This window comes from uncultured Helicobacter sp. (assembly GCF_910577135.1).
GTDB lineage: Bacteria > Campylobacterota > Campylobacteria > Campylobacterales > Helicobacteraceae > Helicobacter_C > Helicobacter_C mastomyrinus.
On record NZ_CAJTLL010000025.1, the window covers coordinates 1 to 16,822 of the forward strand.

Annotated in this window: 18 protein-coding genes and 1 pseudogene; 2 read left to right on the forward strand and 17 right to left on the reverse strand. The window is 36.5% G+C overall.

Annotated elements, in window-relative coordinates:
* The 14 genes and pseudogenes from QZ289_RS09695 to ccoG form a co-directional block, all read right to left on the reverse strand.
* Positions 1–1,148: pseudogene (locus QZ289_RS09695) on the reverse strand (methyl-accepting chemotaxis protein); the annotation flags it as partial.
* 538 nt (positions 1,149–1,686) lie between these two features.
* The gene (locus QZ289_RS09700) at positions 1,687–2,019 is read right to left on the reverse strand and encodes a hypothetical protein (RefSeq protein ID WP_295702040.1); all 333 of its coding nucleotides are present in this window, start codon (positions 2,017–2,019) and stop codon (positions 1,687–1,689) included.
* Positions 1,982–2,404 carry a hypothetical protein gene (locus QZ289_RS09705; RefSeq protein WP_295702042.1) on the reverse strand — a complete coding sequence of 141 codons (423 nt, stop codon included), beginning with the start codon at positions 2,402–2,404 and terminating at the stop codon, positions 1,982–1,984. Before QZ289_RS09705 ends, QZ289_RS09700 begins: the two co-directional genes overlap by 38 nt.
* Positions 2,397–3,218: a radical SAM/SPASM domain-containing protein gene (locus tag QZ289_RS09710; RefSeq protein WP_295702044.1), complete on the reverse strand. Its 822-nt coding sequence runs from the start codon at positions 3,216–3,218 to the stop codon at positions 2,397–2,399. Before QZ289_RS09710 ends, QZ289_RS09705 begins: the two co-directional genes overlap by 8 nt.
* Positions 3,219–3,249: 31 nt before the next feature.
* On the reverse strand, positions 3,250–3,414 hold the full coding sequence (locus QZ289_RS09715) for a hypothetical protein (protein ID WP_295702046.1): 165 nt from the start codon (positions 3,412–3,414) through the stop codon (positions 3,250–3,252).
* The gene (rfbF, locus tag QZ289_RS09720; RefSeq protein ID WP_295702048.1) at positions 3,414–4,193 is read right to left on the reverse strand and encodes a glucose-1-phosphate cytidylyltransferase; all 780 of its coding nucleotides are present in this window, start codon (positions 4,191–4,193) and stop codon (positions 3,414–3,416) included. Before rfbF ends, QZ289_RS09715 begins: the two co-directional genes overlap by 1 nt.
* 75 nt (positions 4,194–4,268) lie before the next feature.
* Positions 4,269–5,312 (reverse strand): hypothetical protein, encoded by a 1,044-nt coding sequence (locus tag QZ289_RS09725; RefSeq protein WP_295702050.1) that lies wholly within the window; start codon positions 5,310–5,312, stop codon positions 4,269–4,271.
* Entirely contained in the window at positions 5,309–6,697 is a 1,389-nt protein-coding gene (locus tag QZ289_RS09730) for a hypothetical protein (RefSeq protein ID WP_295702052.1), read from the reverse strand. The genes QZ289_RS09725 and QZ289_RS09730 overlap by 4 nt, the downstream gene beginning before the upstream one ends.
* A complete protein-coding gene (locus QZ289_RS09735; protein WP_295702053.1) occupies positions 6,690–8,192 on the reverse strand; it encodes a hypothetical protein in 1,503 nt (500 codons plus the stop codon). Before QZ289_RS09735 ends, QZ289_RS09730 begins: the two co-directional genes overlap by 8 nt.
* Positions 8,189–8,905, reverse strand: a complete 717-nt coding sequence (locus QZ289_RS09740; protein ID WP_295702055.1) for an FkbM family methyltransferase — start codon at positions 8,903–8,905, stop codon at positions 8,189–8,191. The genes QZ289_RS09735 and QZ289_RS09740 overlap by 4 nt, the downstream gene beginning before the upstream one ends.
* Positions 8,902–9,849: a hypothetical protein gene (locus QZ289_RS09745; RefSeq protein WP_295702057.1), complete on the reverse strand. Its 948-nt coding sequence runs from the start codon at positions 9,847–9,849 to the stop codon at positions 8,902–8,904. The genes QZ289_RS09740 and QZ289_RS09745 overlap by 4 nt, the downstream gene beginning before the upstream one ends.
* Entirely contained in the window at positions 9,839–10,786 is a 948-nt protein-coding gene (locus QZ289_RS09750; RefSeq protein ID WP_295702059.1) for a hypothetical protein, read from the reverse strand. The genes QZ289_RS09745 and QZ289_RS09750 overlap by 11 nt, the downstream gene beginning before the upstream one ends.
* On the reverse strand, positions 10,786–11,592 hold the full coding sequence (locus QZ289_RS09755; RefSeq protein WP_295702088.1) for an oxidoreductase: 807 nt from the start codon (positions 11,590–11,592) through the stop codon (positions 10,786–10,788). The genes QZ289_RS09750 and QZ289_RS09755 overlap by 1 nt, the downstream gene beginning before the upstream one ends.
* A gap of 151 nt (positions 11,593–11,743) precedes the next feature.
* Positions 11,744–13,141: a cytochrome c oxidase accessory protein CcoG gene (gene ccoG, locus QZ289_RS09760; RefSeq protein ID WP_295702061.1), complete on the reverse strand. Its 1,398-nt coding sequence runs from the start codon at positions 13,139–13,141 to the stop codon at positions 11,744–11,746.
* A gap of 143 nt (positions 13,142–13,284) precedes the next feature.
* Between ccoG and QZ289_RS09765 the strand changes: the two genes are divergently transcribed.
* Positions 13,285–14,511: a patatin-like phospholipase family protein gene (locus QZ289_RS09765; RefSeq protein ID WP_295702063.1), complete on the forward strand. Its 1,227-nt coding sequence runs from the start codon at positions 13,285–13,287 to the stop codon at positions 14,509–14,511.
* Between the two features lie 9 nt (positions 14,512–14,520).
* Positions 14,521–15,396, forward strand: a complete 876-nt coding sequence (locus tag QZ289_RS09770; RefSeq protein ID WP_295702082.1) for a radical SAM/SPASM domain-containing protein — start codon at positions 14,521–14,523, stop codon at positions 15,394–15,396.
* A 131-nt stretch (positions 15,397–15,527) separates the two neighbouring features.
* Here the strand turns inward: QZ289_RS09770 and QZ289_RS09775 are convergent, their stop codons facing one another.
* Genes QZ289_RS09775 through QZ289_RS10475 form a run of 3 tightly spaced genes read right to left on the reverse strand, consistent with a single transcriptional unit; the run spans position 15,528 to position 16,675 of the window.
* Positions 15,528–15,716 carry a hypothetical protein gene (locus QZ289_RS09775; RefSeq protein WP_295702084.1) on the reverse strand — a complete coding sequence of 63 codons (189 nt, stop codon included), beginning with the start codon at positions 15,714–15,716 and terminating at the stop codon, positions 15,528–15,530.
* Between the two features lie 45 nt (positions 15,717–15,761).
* Entirely contained in the window at positions 15,762–16,409 is a 648-nt protein-coding gene (locus tag QZ289_RS09780; RefSeq protein WP_295702086.1) for an SGNH/GDSL hydrolase family protein, read from the reverse strand.
* 2 nt (positions 16,410–16,411) lie between these two features.
* A complete protein-coding gene (locus tag QZ289_RS10475) occupies positions 16,412–16,675 on the reverse strand; it encodes an SPASM domain-containing protein (RefSeq protein WP_366916129.1) in 264 nt (87 codons plus the stop codon).
* Between the last annotated feature and the right edge of the window lie 147 nt (positions 16,676–16,822).

Here is a 16,822-nt window from a genome sequence, read left to right on the forward strand (position 1 = left end):
ATAATGCGTAAAGGTTCTGGCGCTGTTTGTCTCTCGTGATTTAAGAATTTGAAGAATTCAAAGAGGGTGTGGGAAATCTCTTTGAGGCGCACTATTAATGTGCGATTCACAAAAAGCCAAATGACAAGCAGAATTGTTATAAAAGTAATACATACAGAAACTATTATAGTAAAGGTAATCTCATATAAAGGTGCATATACAGAATCTTTGGGCGCTGATACAAGCACAGTCCAAAAAGCCCCTGTGTTACGCCATATTTCAAATGTGCTAATACCTACGATAGCTTTTTGTCCATATCGATTATGATATTCTATAACATCGTGAGCGTGTGTATCGTGCGCATTAATAGCTTGATTAATGGATTTGTCAGAATTTGTTTCCGAAAACTTTTTGCCAAATAAGGACATATCATCTGTTACAGCGATCACACCCCCTTGCGAGAGGATACTAATAAAATCATTTTCATATACGCTGTTCTCTTTGTTTGTAACAATCTTATCAATAATAGAATCAAGGTCAATAGACATACCAATGACGCCGATTAATGTATCACCATTAAAAAGCGGAACTATAGCATTAACAGAATGGAACTCTTCATTTTCAAGTGTGATTTTTATAGGGATACCAATAATAGAGCGTTTTTCTTTGATCGCGTGATCAAGAGCAGGGAAGCTAAGCACTTGGCTATCGGATTTGATACGTTGCACACCACCTACTTGATAAAGTTCGTTATTGCGGTAAAGCACCAAATAACCACTTTTTTCATCTTTGATAACATAATTTTCTTGCTTGCCTTGTGGCATAGAGGATTTAAAAATAAGCACATAAGCATATTTAGCCCAATTGGCACTATCAAGCAAAGATGTCATTACCTCATCGATAAAATTATCATCGAGTGATACACCAGTTTTGAGAAAATTATTAACGATACCTTGTGTGTTTTCTAAAATGGCAAAGGTTTCATTAAAAATAGGTGCGATATTGTTTGCGTGACGTTGAGCTACATTCGTGAGGAGCTTATGGGCTTCTTTATCGAGCGTTTTTCGGGATTGTATAAGTGTGATAGATGCCATAGCGCCAATACATAGAAACACAACAATTCCTATAATAAGGTTAAGCTTGATACCAAATTTTAAACGAGATAGCATAATAAAATCTCCAAAAATTATATTTTTAAGGAAATAATACCTAAAGTGTGCTGTATTTAAGTATATTAAAAAATAAAATAGTTCTTATAAACTTATTTATCGTGCGGGAGTATTACAAAAATATACATTGTTATACCCTTGTTGTGTATGCTAAGAAGATTTTGTTAGGTTTTGGTGATGGAGATATGATGATTTTTGCTCGTTCTAAAACAGAGTAAGCATAGGATTTTGTTATTTGCAAATAAAGTAAAAATGACAGCAGTTGGGTAAAGGTTTATGTTTTCACTATGGTTTTATTGTTTGATATGCGTAGCTTGAAATAGTGCTTATATAGGTATTTGAATTTGCGGATAATTCTTTTGTAAAGTGGCATAGTGCTAAATATGATGTGAAAATTTATTGTATCAAGTGTTTTGTTTTGCTCTATTGTGCGAGGGTGTGTTAAGGGAAAATGTAGCTCATAGCTAGGCATAGTGGCAAATTTAGAATCCCCTGTGGTGTGGGTGGCATCAGTTCTATTAAATCCAAATGTTGCTTATCATATTGTTTTTGGATATATACACAAGCCTTTTTGTTTCCAAATGCTATATGTCCACGGATAGTCCCAAGTGTCTATTTTACCTTGTGCGTATGTTTTGAAGATTCTGTGCCATATAGTTTTTTCACGTTTGGAGCAAAAATTATCAAGTGTTTTGATATCCTCTTTGCCAAATTCGAGTTGGTATTTGCTCCAAGCCCTTGCCCACGACGCCCAGCCCCATATATGATTATATTTTGAGAAGTAATAATCTTCTTTGAGAGAGGCTTTAGGGCAGAGGGTTTGTGTCGAGAGATTAGGGGCGAAGTCTAGCGCACTCCAGCCACTTATCATAAAAACCTCTTCGTTTGCCCGATATTTCTAGTAATTCATCACAGAATCTAAAAAAGCTAAGCGTAGGCAGACAATCATCTTCTAATATAATGCCTTGTTTTTCGTGGGAGAAAAACCAAGATATTCCAGAGCTTATGGAGAGTTTTGCACTCAAATGCGATTCTCTATAAAACCTATGTATATTGCATTGCCATTGTATGGTGGATTCTAAAAAGTTTCTTACTTCTTTTACTTGTTGTTCTTCTTCTTTGTTTTTGTGGGAGTTAGCGGCGATATATATTGAACTCGGCTTTAGCTTTGCAAGTTGCTTTATTATCTCTTGGAGTGTGTCTATGCGTTTATATACTATAAGCAATATAGGGTTTTGAATGCGATAATTATCCATTAATGGCTCCCTCTATACACTTTTTACAAATAGGGTTTGTGGCATAAGAGTGATTTTTATGGAGTTTTCTTAATGTCTGCATACTTTTGCTTTGCCAAAATGTTTGTAAGGAAATATTTTTTTGGCTATTGTAGGCTTGTAAGATATTGCCAAGCACCATTTGCTCACCATAGAAGGTGCAGCAAGGCAAAACGTTTCCTTCAGCAGTGATTACAAGCTGCTTGTAGGGAAATGAACATTGAAAATTTGGTTTTGCTTGAGTTGTTTTTGAACTCAGTTCTTTTGAACTTTCGGGTGGTTTAACCATCTCTTGCGATCCTATCATCTCAACTTTATCCTGCCAAAATGCGATAAAATCATCAAGCTGATGTTCATTAATTTCTGTGCGGACAAAATTTACTCGAATAAGCGGTGTGAGGCTTTTAAGCTCTTTTTTAAGCTCAATAAGCCCCAATACATTATTTACAACCTGATGATAGTTGCTTCCGGGGCGTATTTTGTCATACACATCTTTAGAATAGGCGTCAATGGATATTTGTATCCTATCAAGTCCTGCTTCAATGAGGGATTTTGCCCTATCTTTTGTAAGAAGTAAGCCATTACTTGAGAAATAAATCTCAAGCACACCTGCGTTCTTAGCATAGAGAATAAATTTTTCAAGGTCTTTGCGTAAAAGTGGTTCGTTTAAATAATTAAGTTTGATAGCTTTAAGTGCATTTTTCTTTATACCATCATCTATGATATGACAGAATAGTTCAAATGGGAAAAGCAAATGCTTTTTTTCATTATTATTTTCCACAGATAGCGGACACATAGGACATTTAAGATTGCAAGTAGCATTAAGTTCAAAGTCGATTTGTGTAGGGAGTGATAATCTCTAATGTTGAGGCTTGTTGATAAATATGACGATACTCTCTCCATCGGGTTACATCTTTAAGATTCTCTAAAAGATTAATTTTTTCTATACCCAGTATACCTGTAAGTTCCGTTTTATTGCGTTTGAGTTTCATTACCATACCTTCCATTTGGGATTGTTGAGCCATAGGTCTTCAAGCATTTGTTTGTCTCTTAATGTATCCATACACTGCCAGAATCCATAATGCTTAAAAGCAACAAGCTCTTTATTTTGGGCTAGTCTAATAAGTGGTTCTTGTTCAAAAATAGTTTGCAAGTCTTTAATATATGTAAATATGTCGGGCTCACATACAAAGAATCCTCCATTAACACAACCTTTGTCATTTTGGGAATCTCCCTTTGGTTTTTCTAAAAAATGTTCTACTCTATTATTTTCTCCAAAAGTGATTGCCCCATATCTTCCTTCTGGTTGTATGGCAGTGAGGGTAATTGCTTTTTGATGCGATTTGTGAAACTTAAGAAGGGATTGGAGATTAATATCACATAGTCCATCGCCATAAGTAAGCATAAACGTTTGATTATTGATATAAGGTTTGGCTTGTAAGATTCTACCGCCAGTCATCGTGTCTTTACCGGTATCAAGGAGCGTTACTTTCCAATTTTGCGATTGAGAATTAAGAATCTCAATAGAATTATCCTTAAGATTAATGCTTATATCACTATTATGCAGGAAAAAATTAGCAAAATACTCTTTGATAACATATCCTTTGTAGCCTAGTAAAATAATAAAGTCGTTAAACCCATAGTGGCTGTATAGCTTCATAATATGCCAGAGGATTGGGAATCCTCCTATTTCTACCATAGGCTTTGGTTTTATTGAAGTTTCTTCTGCAAGACGTGTGCCTAAGCTACCAGCTAAGATTAATGCTTTCATTTATGCTCCTTTTTGTTTGGGTAAGGTAGGGGGTGGTTGTAGTATGTATAAAGATAAAGTAGAGGCGGTGTGTGATTATAAGAGAATGGATAAGCGTGAGTTAATGCAGGATAAGAGATTATAATATTTGGTTCTGCCCCCCCCCCCGTTAATAAATTGATTCACTTTTTGCCCGAGGCTTTGTGAGATTCTTATAAGTTTGCCATAGGCACGTATATAGATAGGCTTCTTAAGCGAAAGCTCAAAAGCTTTGATACGCTCTAGGGCTGTAGCAGATTCTATAATTTCATTTGGGTAGGTGATGGGAAATTTTGTATTGATATGAGCGGGGTTAAAGATTTCTCCCTCTTGACCACAATGCACACCGCTTCCATCAAAGCCAATCTGCTGAATGTATGATGTGCTAGGGCAGAGAACAAGCGCATTGTGTTTGTATGCAATGAGGCAGTTAAAAATAGCCCAAGTTTTGATTTTGCCCTTTGCATTATCAATGACTTGATTAAAGTAAGGCGCAATACCATCAAGGTTGATGTAGTTGATATCTTCTTGCGAGAAATTTTCCAATGCCCAAGTAATATCGCGTTTATAGTGCTGCCATCTATTTTCCCAGCTAGCCCAGCCCCAGCAGTGAAAGAGACGCCAAAAATAACAATCTCCCAAATGAGTAGTATCTATCGGGTAGCTCCAAGCGGAGATCCCCCATACTTTTGGCTCATTTTCATATTTTGATAATGCCGCATTCATATAGTTTAAAAAGACCGGTGATACTACAATATCATCTTCTAAAATGATTGCTTTGCCATATTTACTCATCACATAAGTAACGCCATCAATGATTGAATCTGCTAGTCCTAGATTACTTTCCCGCTCAATAAAAGTGATAGAGCCAAATAGAGGAGTTTGTGCGTTTTTTACAATAATCTCTTTAATGAATGTTTTTACTTCTTGTATGGCATTTTTATCATTATAGGTGGCTTGAGGTTTTGCTCCATCTTGATAGATATAAAGATCACTTTTTGAGGCAAGAGGATTGGCGATTAGAGCTTCAAGCACTTGTTGGGTGTGTTTAGGGCGATTGTAAGTAAAAAGGATAATGGGAGCATAAGATTGTAACATCATAACTTCTCTTTTAATGCTTGAGTATGCTTCATAATTGTTGTAAGGAGATTGTTATAAAAATTTGTATTTTGTATATTTGAGAGATATGGCTCAATACGAGAAAATTCTTTTTGCTCATCAAGTTTATAGGGAAATCCATCTTGTATGCGAGAAATAGCATTTTGCAAATCTTTATATGAGAAGATATGGAGCGTGTGGTTTAAGAACTTATAGGCGGTTGTAGTAGCATTAAATAAAATAACAGGCTTATTAAATTGGATAGATTCTAAAGTAACGGTTCCATTAAAAGTAGCGATGGCTTGAGCTTTTTGAATAAGTTGTTTTGAGCTTATTTCAAGTGAGATGAGCGTTGTGTTCGGGACATTCATAATGTGCTTGTAGAATGTAATATTTTTAAAAAATGCAATATTGTGGAGAAAATAATTTGTTAAGTCATTGTTAAATTGTAATTGATGGGGATGTTCTTTTACATAGAGTTTCCAACCTTTTGGCAGGGCTTGAGCGGTCATTTTGATAAGAGTAAGTTGAGCTTCGAGGGTGGCTCTGCCTATAATGGCTGCTTCGGGTTCAAGATGGAGATTAAAGTAAATAAATTTTTCATCAAGATTGGGCTTACGAGCATATTTTTTGTAAAAATTATGCATTCTTTTATGCTTGATAAACGAATAAAGTTTGGAAAAAAAGTTGTATTCTATCCCCATAAAGCTACATTTAAAGCTCATATGCTTAAGGCAAACTATAAATTCTATTAATATAGAACCACCAAGATTGTAAAGCAAGGATTTAATTTTATCTTTCAGTGTGTGGGGAGGTTTATTTGAGTGTGTTTCATAGTGATAAAAACATCGTTGCTTAATAGAGGATGTTGGCTTATTATGGGTATCAAAAGGAATACAAGTTTTCTTATTGTAATATACAAGGGACATATCGTCCATAATGCCCTCAAGTGTGTAGCTTGGAATATTGTGCAAATGAGCTAAACCAAATGGAATCAAGTGGTGTGGTGTAGCAAGTATCATTTCTGCATTAAGGACAAATGATATAGGATACTTTGCAAAAACTTCAGCAAAAAATGAAAGATATTGATAGTAAATATCTTTTGCAAGTGGGTTGTTTAACATAACACGATGTAGCATAGTTTCTACATCAATTTGAATATGCTTCATCTGTTTGATGAGTTCATAGTCTATATATGTGGTGTGCTGTATTTGGAGGAGATTTTGATAGTCAAGGCAATGAATGATTCTATGTCTATATGCTTCTACGAGTGATAAAGTTTTTTGATGCAATTCACAGACTAAGACGGCAATATGAAAATCTGTATGATTTAAAATATGAGAGAGTAGCTTCCCATCTCTGTCTAATAAAATAATAGGGTTATGCATAGATTTCACCCCTATTATTACATTTCGTATATACAGGAGGACAAGCAAAGACAAAGCAGTGCTGTAAATGCGGTAGATGGAGTATGCTTTTACCATAAGAGATACGCTTGTATTGAGCGGATAATATCTTTTGCTCTTGTTTTGGATTGGTAATGTGTGGCGTAAATTTTGAATAAATGCAAGGGGGGTATTGTCTCATTGCTAAAATGAGAGGGCTTAGAGCTTCTAAAAGCTCTAATTGTCCCTTTAAATGGGTAAAATTTTCTACACAAATGATATTTTTTGCCTTATGTAGAATAAGGTTTTTGCCACCAAATACAATGCACGGCTTGTTATGAAAGGTTGATTCAATATGGATTGTCCCATTGATGGTAGCTAAGGCTTTAGCATATTGAATAAGCTCTTTTGATGGGGTATCAAAATCAATAAGTTTTGTATGCTGAAGTTTATGTATTTCCTCATAAAAAGCGAGAGATTTCCACCATTTGAGATTATAGAGAAAATATACCATTTCAGGATTGTTAAGCATAAATTGATGGGGATGTTCTTTAATATAGAGTTTCCAGCCACTAGGCAAGGCATTATGAAGCATTTGAATAATAGTAAGCTGATTTTGCAAAGGCACACATACAGAAGTCCCACCTTCTGGCTCAAAGTGCATCGCATAGAAAATAAAAGGCTCATTGTAATTTGGACTTTGTGAAATTTTCTTATAGTATTTTTTTAGCTTTTTTGTGTATAGAAGGCATAAAAGTCTATGCCAAAATGATACGGGAAAATACCCCGGGTGTTGCTTGATAGTAAAATCTCGTTTTAAAAGACATATTATAAAATCTACTAAAACTTGCCCACCTATTTTGAGGAGCATTTGCCTTATAAATGTTTTTTGCTTGTCCCATAGGGTTTTATTTGCTGTGGGTAAGACAATATCATCGGGATTGAAGTGATAAAAAAGACTTTCTTGTATCTGCTCTTCATTAAGATTCCCACTTACAAAAGGAATGTATGTATTTGTATTAAAATGTAAAATAGAGATGCCATAAATGAGGGTAGGGGGTATAAAAAATGCAGGAATATCTCTATGTTTAGCAATATAAGCAGGAATATCATAAGTTATCCCGTGTTCAATACAACCAATCAAAACTAAATCGATATGAAAAGTATCAAAGATATGATTCCAAAAGCATAGCGCATTAATAAACCTATTGCTTGAGAGCATACCATCATTGAGCCATCTATGTGCGACAAATTCAATTTTATACTGCGCTCTTATAAAGTTATGTAAGAGATTATAGTCAAGATAAGGCGTCCCATCTACATATTCTAATTCCTGCATAGACATAATATGCGTGATTTGCGGGTGATTTTTGTATTTTGACTTACAATCTGCTGCCATAGAATCTGAATCTACGATTAAGACTACAATGTGATATTGAAGCTCTAAAAATGTATCAATGAACGTAAGGTCTCTATCAACGAGAATAATATTTTTCATATCGCTTCCTTAAATATGAGTGTGTTGATAGTTTTAGCTAGGAGTTCATAATTTCTTGAAGAAAGAAAAAGATAGATTGGGTTAGAAAAAAAATTATCTAATGTGCTATCCCAAGATTCTACGAGTATAATTTTGGGGCGATATTTTTCCCAGTTATTAGACTGCAGCACTTCTAAATCTAAGCCTTCAACATCAATAGTCATAAAGTCAATTTGTGTGTGTGCTGGGAGATGTTCATCAAGGATAGATTCTAAAGTTCGCATAGGAATAGGAATCTTGTCAATGAGATGATAAAGCGGATGGTGATTATATTTTGTCTCCAAAACAGGGGAAAAGCCATTAAGGGCGGGTTCATTAAAGCTGTAATATGTCATTATGCCCCCCCCCCCGTTAGATATACCGCACTCAATGTTAATATCCCTAGGACGGAATCGATTAAATAAATTCATAGAGTTAGGCATTGCGTCAATATTGATACCGCTCCAGCCCTGCTTGTAAAAAAGATAAGTATTTGAGAATCTAAATGGGTGGTGAGCCCCAACATCGACATAAAATCCATTTTGCGCGTATTGAAGCATTTCGCGCAAAATGAGGTCTTCCCCTTGAATTGCGTAGGATTTGATATGAAAACGTGTGATATAAAGATTCTTATATGTGATAAGCAGTGAGCGTAATTTGCGCGGGAGGATTGCTTTAATGATGGATTTTATCATTGTTTCCTCCTATGCAATCTATACAATATGAAGGAATGCAGTAAGATTAAAAAAGCAAGAAGTTTTACTCTATCCCCTCCCCCAGCTAAAATATCAGCTAGTGTGCTTCTTGGGAAAGCGTCAATGGCAGAATGAGAGGAGAGATTATAAATCGTAGTCGATGTAAAAAGACGTTGCAAAATATGATAAGACTGAAAGATTTCAGCGTCTGTATGTAAAATATTATACAGATGTATCTTTTCTGGGGCACAAAGTGTTTCATCTTCATTGTAAAGGTGCTTATAGTCATTAAAAAGCGTATTATTGGTATTTACAAAGTAGTTTTTAAACCAATTATAATCGCAGCCTAAAAGATAGATATATTTGTATCCCATAGCAATACAGCAGATAATAGAGGGAATTAATACATTGTAATATGAGGGTAGGGCAAGAGCCTTTTGAAAGAGAAAACGAGCGATGAAGTCAAAGCCTTTAAATTTTGCAATGCCAAAGGTTTGGATGTTAATATGAGGATTTTTAATATCTATTAAATGTTCCCAAACATTAGGCACAAGCAAAGTGAGCGGATAAGATATACGCTCTAAAGCACTCAATATTTCCTTTACCTCTTGCTCTACTTTTTGATAATAAGCCTGTGATGCTACATTGTAGGTATCTCCTATGAAATATACAGAATCCATCAAGATGTGATATTTTGGTTGAATGGCGTGATGTATAGGCTTTGTGATTGAGTGATTCATCATTAGTGTGTTATGTTCGTTAAGCAAGGAAGCATATCTTTGTATATCTTTTTTGAGACTTGGACCATTAGCAAGAATAAAAATATGATTGCTGGTAGATTTTGAAAGTGAGGATACGCTAGAAGTATAGGCAGCATTTCTTATAAAGGCATATAAGTGATAGGCTGTGTAAAGGGTGTTTAAACAAAGGTGCTTAAGAGACATAAGCACCCCTTTTGATGAGGAAAAGGGAATAAAGTAGGATTACAAGATGTTTAGTATCCCCCCCCCCGCTGCCTAAAATAGAATCTATATTTTTTCGTTTAAAGGCATCAATCATTGAAACCGATGAGAGATTATAGATATAGGGGAATGCCACCCCTAATGTATCATAGGCTTTAAAAGCTTCAGCTATACACTGCATATGAAATGAAAGCGGATATGGAGTATAGATTTTTTCTTTTTGATTGTGATAGTAATGTGTCTCAAGCGAATATACTCTATTGTTTTCATCGACTTCAAGCTGTTTATGCCAAGTGCTATCTGCCCCAAGCAAATAAATTTCTTTATAGCCCATTGTTACAGCACAGCATAGCCCAGCAAGTAGAACATTAATACCGCTTGGAATAGCAAAATTATGTCTATAAAGCCATCGTTGTAACATGCTAAATGTATAAAGTTCAACGGCATTAAAAGTATATATGTGAAGCTTAGGGTTGTTTAATACAAGGGATTTGGCAGTGCGCTTATGGTAGTAGTGATATGGCGCAAAAACATTCATTTCCCAATCTACTCGAGAAAAAGCCTCATTGAGGCATTTTACACATTGAGTTAATCCCCCATCTATATCCTCTTTATCGGTGTAAAAGCCCCAGTATGCAGGATCCATAAGCATATAATATTTGGGTTTTAGCTCAAAGGCAAGAGTATGGGTAAGCGCTTGATTGACCATCATTATGTCTTCAAGACATAGATCTTTAATATGTGATGTGATGTCAGTATTGAGGCTAGGACCATTACCTATAACAAAAATTCTATCTTTGATGGGCACAATTTGCTTGATAGAGGGGCTAAATGTGCCGTGTCGAATAAAGTTTTGTAAATACCACAAAAATTGCGCGGTTTTATTGACTTTTGACTTTAGGTGATATTTTCGCTGCATTATAGTCCCCATCCATCATCGACAACAATCACTTGTCCATTGATATATAAGCTTGCATCACTAAGCAAAAAAATAAGTGTGCCACTTAAGTCTTGGGGATCGAGCATACCCTTACTTGTGCAATGCTTTCTATATCGAGCCAAAAAACTTTGAGGCTGATTGTCTAAAATACCCCCGGGCGCGATAGCATTAGCTCTAATGCCCGTATTGGCAAGATACTTTGCCATATAGCGCGTCATATGGCATATACCAGCCTTAATCATACTATATTCAATAGGACTATCCATTTGTGTGCCAATGTATGTGTCAAATTTTGGAGCATATACGCCCTGTATGCTACTCATTGAGATGATATTGCCAAATCCTTGTTTTTTAAAATACTTTGCAAATTGCTGTGAGCTAAGAAAGTAGCCGCCCATTTGAAGATTGATATTTGCGCAAAAATCTTCATATTCTACCTCAAAAAAATTTTTTTTACCCCACATTGCTGTGCGAGGATACGCATTATTGACGAGTGCATCTATTTTACCATAATGTGTGTGAATTGTTTCTATGGCTTGCTCGAAACTTGTTTTAGAAGTAATATCAAGCATAACACAATCAATACGAGTAGATATATCACTTGCAAGTTGTTGAGAAGATGAGTTTGTAAGCTTTTCGCAAATAGTTTGTTTTGCTGCTTTGGCAGCTTCTAGGTTAATATCTGCAATCACGCCAATGCCGCCATGCTGCACAATAGATTCGATAAAGCCCTTGCCAATGAGACCAGCTCCGCCAGTTACAACAACGACTTTATCTTGTAGAATCATATTGATTTGCTCCATTTTGTAATGTTTAAAGCCGCTCATTATAAGCAAAATACACTAAGATATAGCTTAAGACCCATTGACAGGCTTGCTGCAATAGGCGTTCTTGAAAGACTTATATCGCATAGATTTTGTTTTTCATAGTTTTAAGCTAATCCCTAATCTTATCGCTTGGTGGATAGACAAAGTTTGTCTTTCGCTCTGCAAATACTCTCTCTTTTTCATCTACTGCAAAAGCGTGAATGATGATGTCATAATGCCCTGCTTGCAAGCTCTCTCTCGTACGGAGGGTTACGATTTTTTTCACCTTATCTCCGGCTTTGACTTTAAAAGGTGCTTTAGGTTGGAGAATCTGCAGAGATTGGGCGATATTGCCACCTTTTGTATTATAGATTTCAAAATACATTTCGTGGTCTTTGGAATCGGTATTATTAAATATCATTATGTAGTGATTTTCCACGATATGATTTGCTCTTGCTTCGTATAGCTCAGCAGTGCGGCTAATATCAAGCAGCATAGATTCTTTGGTTGTTCCCATAAAGAGCAGTAGCACAAACACAAGTGCTAGCACAACCACATAGCCAATCGTCCTAAAGCGGACAAACTGCACCTTGCCATTATTATCAAGCGAAGCAGAAGACTTCCACACTACAAGCGAAGGTTTGCCGAGTTTGCCCATCACACTTGCACACGCATCGACACATTCAAGGCAGTTGATACACTCAAGCTGCATACCCTTTCTAATATCAATATGCGTAGGGCAGACACGCACACAAGCAGAGCAGTTTGTGCATTCATTATTTATATCTTGCTTTTTGGGAGCTAGGCTATATTTTATACCCTTTGCATCATATACAGCCCCACCACGCTTATAGTTATAGAGCGCCATAAGTGTATCATTATCATAAAGCACGCTTTGTATGCGGCAATACGGACACATATAAATGCAAAAATTTTCTTGTATAAAGGTAATATCAAGGATAAAAAATAGCCCAAATCCAAGCCAGAATCCAAGCAAGATTCGATGATTGAGTGGGTCGCTCATATAGGCAAAAAAATCACTAGGAGGCGTGAAGAAAAACATTAAACTAGCAGAGGCTACAAGGCAAAGCACAGAAATGATGAGAAACGCGCACAGGGCTTTAATTTTCGCACTAAAGGTGCTTAAATCCATCTTTTCTTGCTTATCGCTAATTTTTTTACGCAAACCAAAGATTTTTGTTTGTAGTAAATCCCTATACAAAACGCGGAATATCGTCTGTGGACACGCCCAGCCACACCATATCCGCCCAGCAAGGGTTGTCATAAAAAAGATTCCTACAAACATTAAAATCAGCAAAAATGGCATAAGATAAAATTCTTGCATATCAAATACGACACCGAGCAAATGCAGCTGCTTGTGGTCAAAAGAGAGTAAAAAGAGCTGATTGCCATTAATCTGTATAAAGGGGAAAAGAAGAAAAACAAAAGTGGCTATGGCATAAACGATATAGCGTTTGTAGCGATAATGCGATATTTTTAGCAATGGTGCTTGAGATGTGGTGGTCATCACTCTCTCCTTAGTTGTCCTTATTGTATTGTTGAGTGAAAAATGGGAATATAACATTTTTTGACTTAAATTAAATAAAATACATTGATTCTGTAAAATTTTATGAATCTCTATTTTTGAAAAACACAAAAGGGAGCAGGATAATGAAACGGGCTATTGTGCTTGGTGGCGGTGGGTCAAAGGGTGCGTATCAAATCGGTGCGTGGAGGGCTTTAAGAGAGCTAGGCATAGCATATCACATCATCACAGGCACGAGTATAGGAGCATTTAATGGTGCGATGATGGTGCAGGGCGATTATGACAAAGCATTAGCTTTGTGGCGCGAGATTGATATTGATAAAGTCGCGCTTAATGGGCTTAACCTCCGCACGGATTTAAACTACTATAAAGCTAATCTTGATAAGCTCCTACCTTTTATTAAAAGCTATGCAAATAATAAAGGTATGGATATTACGCCGCTTAAGCAGATTATAGAATCTTCGCTTAATGATTCATTTTTCACCTCTCCTATTAATTATGGCTTAGTAAGCGTGAAGATTCCATCTTTTGCACCTATACAAAAGCCCAAAGCAGAGCTAAATTTGCAGAATCTCGCCTTGTGGATTCTCGCCTCTGCTTCGTGCTTTCCGGCGTTTCCCGTGTGTGAGATTGAGGGGGAGGATTATATCGATGGCGGATATTATGACAAGCTACCTGTAAATTTTGCCTTTGAGCTTGGGGCTGAGGAAGTGATAGCCATAGCGCTTAATCCTAATCCGCATATTTATAGCCATCACCCGCTTGTGCGGACTATCCAGCCTATCGCTTCTCTTGGAGGTATGCTTGATTTTGATAAGGTGAGTATGAGTGAAAATGTAGAGATTGGTTATTTAGATACGTTAAAAAGCTTTGGGAAGCTGTGGGGTAGAGCATATAGCTTTAGAATCTGCAAGAATTTTATGCAAAAATGTGCCTTTGGATTTAATCGTGCTTTTGCCTTTGTGCTACAAAGTGAGCTGCAAGGCACAAGGACATTACCTTTTAGTCTCCATAAGGCATTTGAGATTTTCACCCCCGCTTTATCAAATAGAATCTTTTATCTCTTAAGTGAGGATTCTCCGTATATATCGCATATTGAAAGGGTGTGTGGGGAGGATTTGAGTAATATCCATCACAATAGCTCCTATCGTATGGCTTTACATCTTATAGAATCTGCAATGGCGTATTTTGGAGACTTTGAGAGGACTAAGATTTATGAGCTTGAGGCGGTATGCGAGGTGCTAGCAAAGCAGGATTTTGAGGCATTTGATGTTGAGGTACAAATGGCACAAGAGAGCGATAAAGCGCTGCTTGGCGCATTTTTTGGGCTATTTTTAGCATATATGCAATAATGGACTAGAATGAAAGTATTTGAAAAAATTTATATTGAAATAAGCGATTATTGCGCCCTTTCATGTGGATTCTGCCCGAGTGGTTTGAGACAGACAAAGCGGGGTGAGATGGACTTAGGGCTTTTTACATCTATATGTGAGCAGATTCAGGGCAAGGCAAAACGCGTGTGTTTGCATATTTTGGGCGACCCGCTAGGTGTTGGGGATTTTGCGGCTTATGTGAGAATCTTAGCACATTATGGGCTTAAGGTAGATTTGGTAAGTACGGGGTTATTCTTAAAAGAGCGGGATTTTGAGCTCTTGCTTCAAAATCCCTTTGTGCAGGTTTCTTTCTCTCTTAGCGCGTTTTTGGCAAATGCTAATGTGCTAAAAATGGCGCATTTACATCGTATTTTGGACTTTTGCGGGGCGCATATACAGCGCAATGCACCTATTTTTATCAATCTCCGCTTTCACCAAAATGATATTATGCAGGAAAGTGAGAAATTTAAGGTAATGCTTGAGACCATAAGGGCGTATTTTGGGTTGCCTTCGTGTGATTTAAGGCAAGGACGCATCAAACTTGCTCCTAAAATATTTTTGAATCCTATGCCTTCATTTGAATGGGAGCAAAGTATGCTAGAGCAGCGCACATATAAGAGCGAGAGCAAAGATTCAAAGCCTTTGTGTTATGGGGCGCACAAGCAGTTTGGAATCTTAAGCAATGGTGAGCTTGTGCCTTGTTGTATTGATTATAACGGGAGGGCGAGTTTTGGCAATGTAAGAACACAAAGTATGGAGGGCATTTTAGATTCTGTGCGTTTTTTGCAGTTCGCACAGAATCTAAAAGATGGCATAGCCCCTTGCGAACTATGTGAGAAATGCGGATATAAGATGATTTTATAAAAGCTTTATAGCTTGAGATAGACGCTAGATGCAAATGGATAATCCACCGCTTCTAGGCAAAGCAAGATGTATCACATAAGGGTATCCTATGGATTTGCAAATGGACATTGCTTTGCTTTAAGGGAGCTTTGTCAATATAGATAGGGCTTTAGAAGTTTGCTAGGGCAGAGGTATATATGCTCAAGTTGCGGGTGCATACTCGTGCCATTGCTTTCTCCTGCCATAGAGTAATAGTAGCTTCGTGATATGGTAATAAGCTGTGGATTCCTATAACAAAAGTATTGTGGAAATATTTCAAAGATAATTGTATTTTTTGGCAAAAGGATACATTGTTTGAGCTGCTTCCGTGCTCACTAGCGATGATTTTAGATTCTCTCAAAAGCCCTACTTTTTAAGATTTTTACTAGACAATTTAATACTAATGAATGCCCATACCTGCTAAGATGATGTCCATCAGCGATGGTAATATGATTTTTATCGCAATCTTTAAATGCTTGTGCTATGGTAAAATGTTTTTCAAGACTGCATTCTTCTAAGATTGCATTGTAATGGTTTATATCCTCCTGTATGTTATATACTTTTTCAATCAGTTTCTTGCCGGGTGGAGCAATATGATAAATATTTTCTTTAAAGCAAGTGGGGCTAACATAATGAAATTTATATAAAGATGTGAGATGAAACATTAATCTCTTAGAGATAATTTTATACAAGTATCTTGTGATAGGGAGTGTCAATAGTATTCTTTCCCAACCCCGCTTAATGATTCGTCTGCACGCATCAACTACGCTAACTTGTATAATAACAATATCTGCTTTTTGATATGTCAAAAGGTCTTGTTTTTGAAGTATGATGTCTTTAGTATGTCTGCCCCTTTGGGGAAAGAAGTATATTTTAGCCCCCCCCCCCATTGTTTGCATAAATCTATCCACCCAAGTGGATTCTATAGGAGTGCAATCCCTGCTTAAAGATAAAGAATCAGTAATAATTGTTAGGGTTTTTATATGATGTTTCATAATTATATTCCCAAACATTGCTTACAAAGATGATATGGTGGAAAAATGCCATTTTTGTGCATATTTCTAATTTTTTCAAACTCAATGCCTTGATAAATTTCTAAAAAATCGGTTGTAAGCAATGAACCAAAATTGATACTATCAAAATAATCTTTGCAACATAAAATAAGTGAGCAATCAGCATTAATCCAAATTTCATCAAATGGGCTATGACATAAGGGTTTAGAGTGTGTGATTGGAGATTTGAGAGGTGTGTTTTTAGGCAGCTCTTGTTCTAGCCCCCCCCCCCGTTATATGCTCTTTATGTGTAATTACACGTTTGTATGGCAAAATCGCATTGATTAAATACGCTTTAGAACCAAAAATATCTTTAAAAGATTCTTGTGGATTTTCTACATTGTGTGGCGTTAAAA

What these genes read in the sequence shown, in the direction of transcription:
- QZ289_RS09710 (WP_295702044.1), bottom strand. Translation starts at nt 3,218, where the DNA reads ATGTGTCCGCTATCTGTGGAAAATAATAATGAAAAAAAGCATTTGCTT.
- QZ289_RS09780 (WP_295702086.1), bottom strand. Translation starts at nt 16,409, where the DNA reads ATGAAACATCATATAAAAACCCTAACAATTATTACTGATTCTTTATCT.
- QZ289_RS09745 (WP_295702057.1), bottom strand. Translation starts at nt 9,849, where the DNA reads ATGTCTCTTAAGCACCTTTGTTTAAACACCCTTTACACAGCCTATCAC.
- QZ289_RS09715 (WP_295702046.1), bottom strand. Translation starts at nt 3,414, where the DNA reads ATGAAACTCAAACGCAATAAAACGGAACTTACAGGTATACTGGGTATA.
- QZ289_RS09750 (WP_295702059.1), bottom strand. Translation starts at nt 10,786, where the DNA reads ATGCAGCGAAAATATCACCTAAAGTCAAAAGTCAATAAAACCGCGCAA.
- QZ289_RS09700 (WP_295702040.1), bottom strand. Translation starts at nt 2,019, where the DNA reads ATGATAAGTGGCTGGAGTGCGCTAGACTTCGCCCCTAATCTCTCGACA.
- rfbF (WP_295702048.1), bottom strand. Translation starts at nt 4,193, where the DNA reads ATGAAAGCATTAATCTTAGCTGGTAGCTTAGGCACACGTCTTGCAGAA.
- QZ289_RS09725 (WP_295702050.1), bottom strand. Translation starts at nt 5,312, where the DNA reads ATGATGTTACAATCTTATGCTCCCATTATCCTTTTTACTTACAATCGC.
- QZ289_RS09705 (WP_295702042.1), bottom strand. Translation starts at nt 2,404, where the DNA reads ATGGATAATTATCGCATTCAAAACCCTATATTGCTTATAGTATATAAA.
- QZ289_RS09735 (WP_295702053.1), bottom strand. Translation starts at nt 8,192, where the DNA reads ATGAAAAATATTATTCTCGTTGATAGAGACCTTACGTTCATTGATACA.
- QZ289_RS09765 (WP_295702063.1), top strand. Translation starts at nt 13,285, where the DNA reads ATGAAACGGGCTATTGTGCTTGGTGGCGGTGGGTCAAAGGGTGCGTAT.
- QZ289_RS09740 (WP_295702055.1), bottom strand. Translation starts at nt 8,905, where the DNA reads ATGATAAAATCCATCATTAAAGCAATCCTCCCGCGCAAATTACGCTCA.
- QZ289_RS09770 (WP_295702082.1), top strand. Translation starts at nt 14,521, where the DNA reads ATGAAAGTATTTGAAAAAATTTATATTGAAATAAGCGATTATTGCGCC.
- ccoG (WP_295702061.1), bottom strand. Translation starts at nt 13,141, where the DNA reads ATGACCACCACATCTCAAGCACCATTGCTAAAAATATCGCATTATCGC.
- QZ289_RS09730 (WP_295702052.1), bottom strand. Translation starts at nt 6,697, where the DNA reads ATGCATAACCCTATTATTTTATTAGACAGAGATGGGAAGCTACTCTCT.